The organism is Actinosynnema sp. (genome assembly GCF_052038725.1).
Window position 1 is genome coordinate 1 of the sequence record NZ_JBQGCX010000043.1, and the last position, 5,641, is coordinate 5,641.

Consider the following 5,641-nt stretch of genomic DNA (forward strand, 5'->3'; position numbering starts at 1 on the left):
CACACGACGAACATCACCGGGTACCGCACCTGGTGGCGCGGGTCGAGCTTGCGCAGCGCGTCCGGCAGGGACGTGAGGAGCTGGCGCGGGCTGAACACGCCCGAGGGGACGGGTTTCGGCGCGGGCCCGCTCTCCTGCGGAGCGAGCTGCGGGGTGTCGGTGGTGGTCACAGCAGTGCCTCCGCGATGGGGCCGAGGGCGAGGGCGGGGACGAAGGTGAGGGCGGCGACGAGCACGATCGCGCCGACCAGCAGCGAGGCGAACAGCGGGCTGTCCGTGGGCAGCGTGCCCGCGGTCTGCGGGGCGCGCCTCTGCCGGGCGAGCGAACCGGCCAGGCACAGCACCGCGATGATCGGGACGAACCGGCCGAGCAACATGCACACGCCGAGCGAGGACTGGAACCAGTCGCTGGTGACGGTGATGCCCGCGAACGCGCTGCCGTTGTTGTTCGAGGCCGACGCGTAGGCGTAGAGGATCTCGGACAGGCCGTGCTCGCCGGGGTTGTTCAGGTACCCGGCCGTCGACGGCAGCACCGCCGAGATCCCGGCGCCGACCAGCACCAGCGCGGGCATCGCCAGGATGGACAGCGCGGCGCAGGTCACCTCGCGGCGGCCCAGCTTCTTGCCCAGGTACTCCGGGGTGCGCCCGACCATCAGGCCCGCCAGGAACATCGCGATGATCGCCATCACCAGGATGCTGTACAGGCCGGTGCCGACGCCGCCCGGCGTCATCTCGCCGAACAGCATGTTCAGCAGCGTCGCGCCGCCGCCCAGGCCCGTGAGGCTGTCGTGCATGGCGTTGACCGCGCCGGTGGAGGTGGCGGTGGTGGTGTTGGCGAACAGGGCGCTGCCGGGGATGCCGAACCGCAGCTCCTTGCCCTCCAGGGGGCGCAGGCCGTTGGCCTCGGCCGCCCAGATCACCGCGAGCATCGCGGTCCACAGCACGCCCATGACGCCGAGCAGGACGTAGCCCTGCTTGCGGTTGCCGACCAGGGCGCCGAAGGTGCGGGTGAGCGAGACCGGGATCAGCAGGATCAGGAAGACCTCGACCAGGTTCGACCAGCCGTTGGGGTTCTCGAACGGGTGGGCGGAGTTGGCGTTGAAGATGCCGCCGCCGTTGGTGCCCAGCTCCTTGATGGCCTCCTGCGAGGCGGCCGGGGCGATGGCGACCTGCTGGCCGTCCACGTCCACGCCCGCCTTCAGGCTCATCACGACGCCGGTCGCGACCAGCACGATCGCGAACACGAACGACACGGGCAGCAGGATCCGCAGGGTGCCCCTGGTGAGGTCGACCCAGAAGTTGCCGAGCCGGTCGGAGCCCTCGCGGGTGAAGCCGCGCACCAGCGCCACGGCGACGGCCATGCCGACCGCGCCGGAGACGAAGTTCTGCACGGTCAGCCCGGTCATCTGCACGGTGTGGCCGAGGACGGTCTCCGGGACGTAGGACTGCCAGTTCGTGTTGGCCACGAACGAGGCGGCGGTGTTGAACGCCATGCCCGGCGCGACCGCGCCCCGGTCGTGGTCGAACGGCAGCCAGGGCTGCACGCGCTGCAGCAGGTACAGCAGAACCACGCTGACGAGGGAGAAGCCGAGCACGCCCTGCGCGTAGGCGCCCCACCGCTGCTGCGACTCGGGGTCGATCCGGGCGGCGCGGTAGAGCAGGCGCTCGACCCCGGTGTGCCTGGCGTCGGTGTAGACGCGGGCCATGTAGTCGCCGAACGGCCGGTAGGCGGCGGCCAGCGCGGCGATGAGCAGGGCGACCTGGAGCAGGCCCGCCGTGGTGGAGGACATCAGAACTTCTCCGGCCTGATCAGCGCGACGAACAGGTACCCGATGAGCAGCAGGGCCAGCACGCCACCGACGGCGTTGGCCACGACTCCCGTGCCGCCCATCAGAGCCGCTCCAGTCCGCGCACCGCGAGGACGAGCAGCCCGAACACAGCGATGAGCAGCGACGCGTAGGCCAGGTCGGCCATGAGCGTGCTCCCTTCCCGACTTCGAGCGGCCCCCGTTCGTGGGGGCCGCGACGCCAGAAGGGTGCATCGGGGAAAACGGCGTGAGCGGGGTGCTGACGGGTCTTTGACGGGGTGACCAGGGGGATTTACGCGTCGTTGACGGGCGGGGTGATCTGGGTATCAGCGCAGCTCACGAATGGGGGAGCGGGCCGGGGGGATCGCTGTCGCGGACGGTGACCGGGCGGCTCGGCGGTGGCGGGCGGTGCGCGCCGCTCGCCGACCCCGCCCCGGCGCCCGGCGCGCGCCCGTCCGTCACGCCCCCACGTGGATGCCCGGCCTGCGCTCCGGGTCGGACTCGTGCGCCCGGATGATCTCCCGCACCACCGGGGCCGTGTCGCCGCGCCCCACCAGCAGGTAGCGGAACAGGTGCCCCAGCGGGCTGCCCTCGCTCCACGCGAAGTGGCAGTGCGGGCGCACCCCGGTGCAGTCGCGCAGCGCCAGCAGTATCGCGGCGATCGCGTTCGGCGCCGCCGGGCTGTCCGCGCGCAGCACCCGGTGGCCGCCCACCTCCACGCCGCGCACCTCCAGCACGTCGCTGAAGTCCGCCGGGTCCACCACGTCGATCTCCCGGAACAGCACGTCCGCCTGCCCCGGCACCGGGTTGACCCCGCGCTGCTCGGCCTCCTTGTCCGCGTACTCGGCCACGTCACCGGCCTGCCTGCGGTTCGCGATCACGGTCAGCGCGCCGTCGTGGGCGATCGAGTCGGTGATGAACCGGCGCGCGGTCTCGTCGAACTCGATGTGCTCCACCCGCAGCTCGGTGGTGCGCGAGACCCGCGAGACCAGCGAGACGGCGATGATGCCGACGATGAACACGAACGAGATGGTGATGCCGTCCGGCTTCTCGATCACGTTCTCCACCAGCGCGTACACCAGGATCAGGGTCAGCACCGCGAACGCCGTCGCCGCGCCGCGCCGCCGGGCGCGCGCCACCGACAGGGTCACCGCCACCGACGCCGACACCATCATGGCCAGGATGCCGGTCGCGTACGCGCCAGCCTGGGCGTCCACGTCGGCCTGGAAGATCACCGTGATGCCGACGCAGATCACCGTGTAGACCAGCACGACCGGGCGGACGGCGCGCGTCCAGTCCGGGGCCATGCCGTACGCGGGCAGGTAGCGCGGCACGATGTTGATCAGCCCGGCCATCGCGGACGCGCCCGCGAACCACAGGATCAGCACGCTGCTGATGTCGTAGGCCGTGCCGACCCACTCGCCGAGCAGCTCGTGCGCCAGGTAGGCCAGCGCCCGCCCGTTGGCCTCGCCGCCGGGGCGGAACTGCTCGACCGGCACCAGCAGGGTGGTCACGAAACTGGTCGCCACCAGGTACACCGACATGATCAGCGCGGCGGCGGTGAGCAGCTTGCGGGTGTTGCGGACGCGGTTCGCCAGGCGCTCGGCGTCGTCGGCGCCCTTCGCCTCGACCAGCGGCATCATGCTCACCCCGGTCTCGAACCCGGACAGGCCGAGCACGAGCAGCGGGAACGCCAGCACGGCGGGGCCGACCACGCCCAGCACCCCGCCGCCGCCGGTGGAGGTCAGCGCCGCGAACCAGCCGTCCAGCACGGCCGGGTCCGCGATCACCTCCAGCACGCCCGCCACCACGACCACCGCGTTGAGCAGCAGGAACACCGCGACCAGCGGGATCGCCACGCTGACCGCCTCGGTGAAGCCCAGCAGGAACACCCCGCCCAGCACGAGCAGCAGCACGACGGTCACCAGCACCTCGTGCCCGTGCAGGAACGCGGGCGCGTGCGGGTTCTCCAGCGCGTGCACCGACGCGTCGGCCGCCGACAGGGTGATGGTGATGATCCACGAGGTGGCCACGAAACCCAGCAGCACCAGCACGAACAGCTTGCCGCGCCAGAACGGCAGCAGGTCCTCCAGCATCGCCACCGAGCCCTGCCCGTGCGGCGACTCGTGCGCGACGCGGCGGTACATCGGCAGCATCCCGAACAGGGTCAGCGCGACGATCAGCAGCGTCGCCAGCGGCGAGACCGCCCCGGCGGCCAGCGCCGCGATGCCCGGCAGGTAGGACAGGGTCGAGAAGTAGTCGACGCCGGTCAGGCACATGACCTTCCACCAGGCCTGGGGCGTGCTGTGCTGGTCGGTGCCCGCGGGTCCCGCCGGCTGCACCCGGTGCTCCAGCAGCCAGCGCCCCACCCGGTTCGCGGGCGAGGTCGGGCGTACCGGGCTCTCCACCCTGGGTGGAACGGCGAAAACCGGTGTTTCGGACATTCGGGGTCTCTCCTCGATGACGTCGTCGGGCATGAGAAGTCAACGTCCCCGCGCGGTCCGGGGGAGTGAATATCGCGGCGTCCCGGCGTAAAAAAAGCATCAAAATCGCCGTGCGGTCGGCGTTCGGGGGAATGCGCGGGCGGGTTTCGGGGGCGGTTCGCGGGCTGGTCGGCTGGTCGGGTCAGGGCGGCGTCAATCCCGCCCGGCGCGCCGTCAGGGACGCGTTCGCGCCGCTGTCGCCCGGCCCGGTCCGGGCGTGTGCTGGCGGGCATGACACTCGCGGAGTTGCTGCCCAGCGTCGGCATGACCGGCGAACCGGCCCTGGAGACGGGGCTGTGGCCCCTCGGGACCCGGCTGGAGCGGGGGGAGCTGCTGCTCGGCGGGGTGCCCGCGACCGAGCTCGCCGCCCGGTTCGGCACGCCCTGCCAGGTGCTCGACGAGGGCACGGTCCGGGCGCGGGCGCGCGCGTTCCGGGAGGCGCTGCCGGAGGCGGAGGTGGTGTTCGCGGGCAAGGCGCTGCCGTGCCGCGAGGTGTACCGGTGGGTGGCCGACGAGAGGCTGTCGCTGGACGTGTGCTCGGCCGGGGAGCTGGCGATCGCGCGGTCGGTCGGGTTCCCGGCGGAGCGCGTCCTGCTGCACGGCAACGTCAAGACCCCCGAGGACCTCAAGGCCGCGCTCGGGTACGGGGTCGGGCGGGTGGTGGTGGACTCGTTCGACGAGATCGAGCAGCTCGGGGCGCTGGCCGAGGGGCCGCAGGACGTGCTGGTCCGGGTCACCCCCGGCGTCGACCCGCGCACCCACCGGGCGGTGGCGACCGGGGTGGAGGACCAGAAGTTCGGCTTCTCGCTCGCGGGCGGGGACGCGCTGGAGGCGGTGCTGCGGGTGGTCGAGCAGCCGTCGCTGCGCCTGGTCGGGCTGCACTGCCACGTCGGGTCGCAGGTGCGGCACGTCGCGGTGTACGAGGAGGCTGCGCGGCGGGTGGTCGGGCTGATCGCCTCGTGCGGGGTGCGGATCGAGCAGCTGGACCTCGGCGGCGGGTTCGCGGTGCCGTACCTGCCGGGGGAGGGGGAGTTCGACCTGGGCGGGTTCGCGCACCGGGTGCGGGTGGCGCTGAGCCACGAGTGCGCGCTGCGGCGCGTGCCGGTGCCGAGGTTGTCGATCGAGCCGGGGCGGGCGGTCGTGGCGCGGGCGGGCGTGACGCTGTACCGGGTGGCGGCGGTCAAGCGCGGGGTGAGGCGGGTGTTCGTTGCCGTGGACGGCGGCATGAGCGACAACCCCAGGCCCGCGCTGTACGGGAGCCGGTACGCGGTGCGCCTGGTCGGCCGCGGCGGGCGGCGCGCGCCGGTGACGGTGGTGGGCAGGCACTGCGAGGCGGGCGACGTGCTCGCCGA

Annotated in this window: 4 protein-coding genes; 1 reads left to right on the forward strand and 3 read right to left on the reverse strand. The window is 72.7% G+C overall.

The window, feature by feature from the left end:
- Nucleotides 1–166: 166 nt before the first annotated feature.
- The 3 genes from kdpA to ACTUAL_RS00825 form a co-directional block, all read right to left on the reverse strand.
- Nucleotides 167–1,789 (reverse strand): potassium-transporting ATPase subunit KdpA, encoded by a 1,623-nt coding sequence (gene kdpA / locus ACTUAL_RS00815; RefSeq protein ID WP_096494064.1) that lies wholly within the window; start codon nt 1,787–1,789, stop codon nt 167–169.
- Nucleotides 1,789–1,890: a K(+)-transporting ATPase subunit F gene (kdpF, locus tag ACTUAL_RS00820; protein ID WP_015802029.1), complete on the reverse strand. Its 102-nt coding sequence runs from the start codon at nt 1,888–1,890 to the stop codon at nt 1,789–1,791. The genes kdpA and kdpF overlap by 1 nt, the downstream gene beginning before the upstream one ends.
- A 374-nt stretch (nt 1,891–2,264) precedes the next feature.
- Nucleotides 2,265–4,250, reverse strand: coding sequence for an amino acid transporter (locus ACTUAL_RS00825; RefSeq protein WP_440898914.1), 1,986 nt, complete (start codon nt 4,248–4,250; stop codon nt 2,265–2,267).
- Between the two features lie 270 nt (nt 4,251–4,520).
- Between ACTUAL_RS00825 and lysA the strand changes: the two genes are divergently transcribed.
- Nucleotides 4,521–5,641: diaminopimelate decarboxylase (gene lysA, locus ACTUAL_RS00830; protein WP_440898915.1), on the forward strand; the 1,121-nt coding region annotated here is incomplete at its 3' end.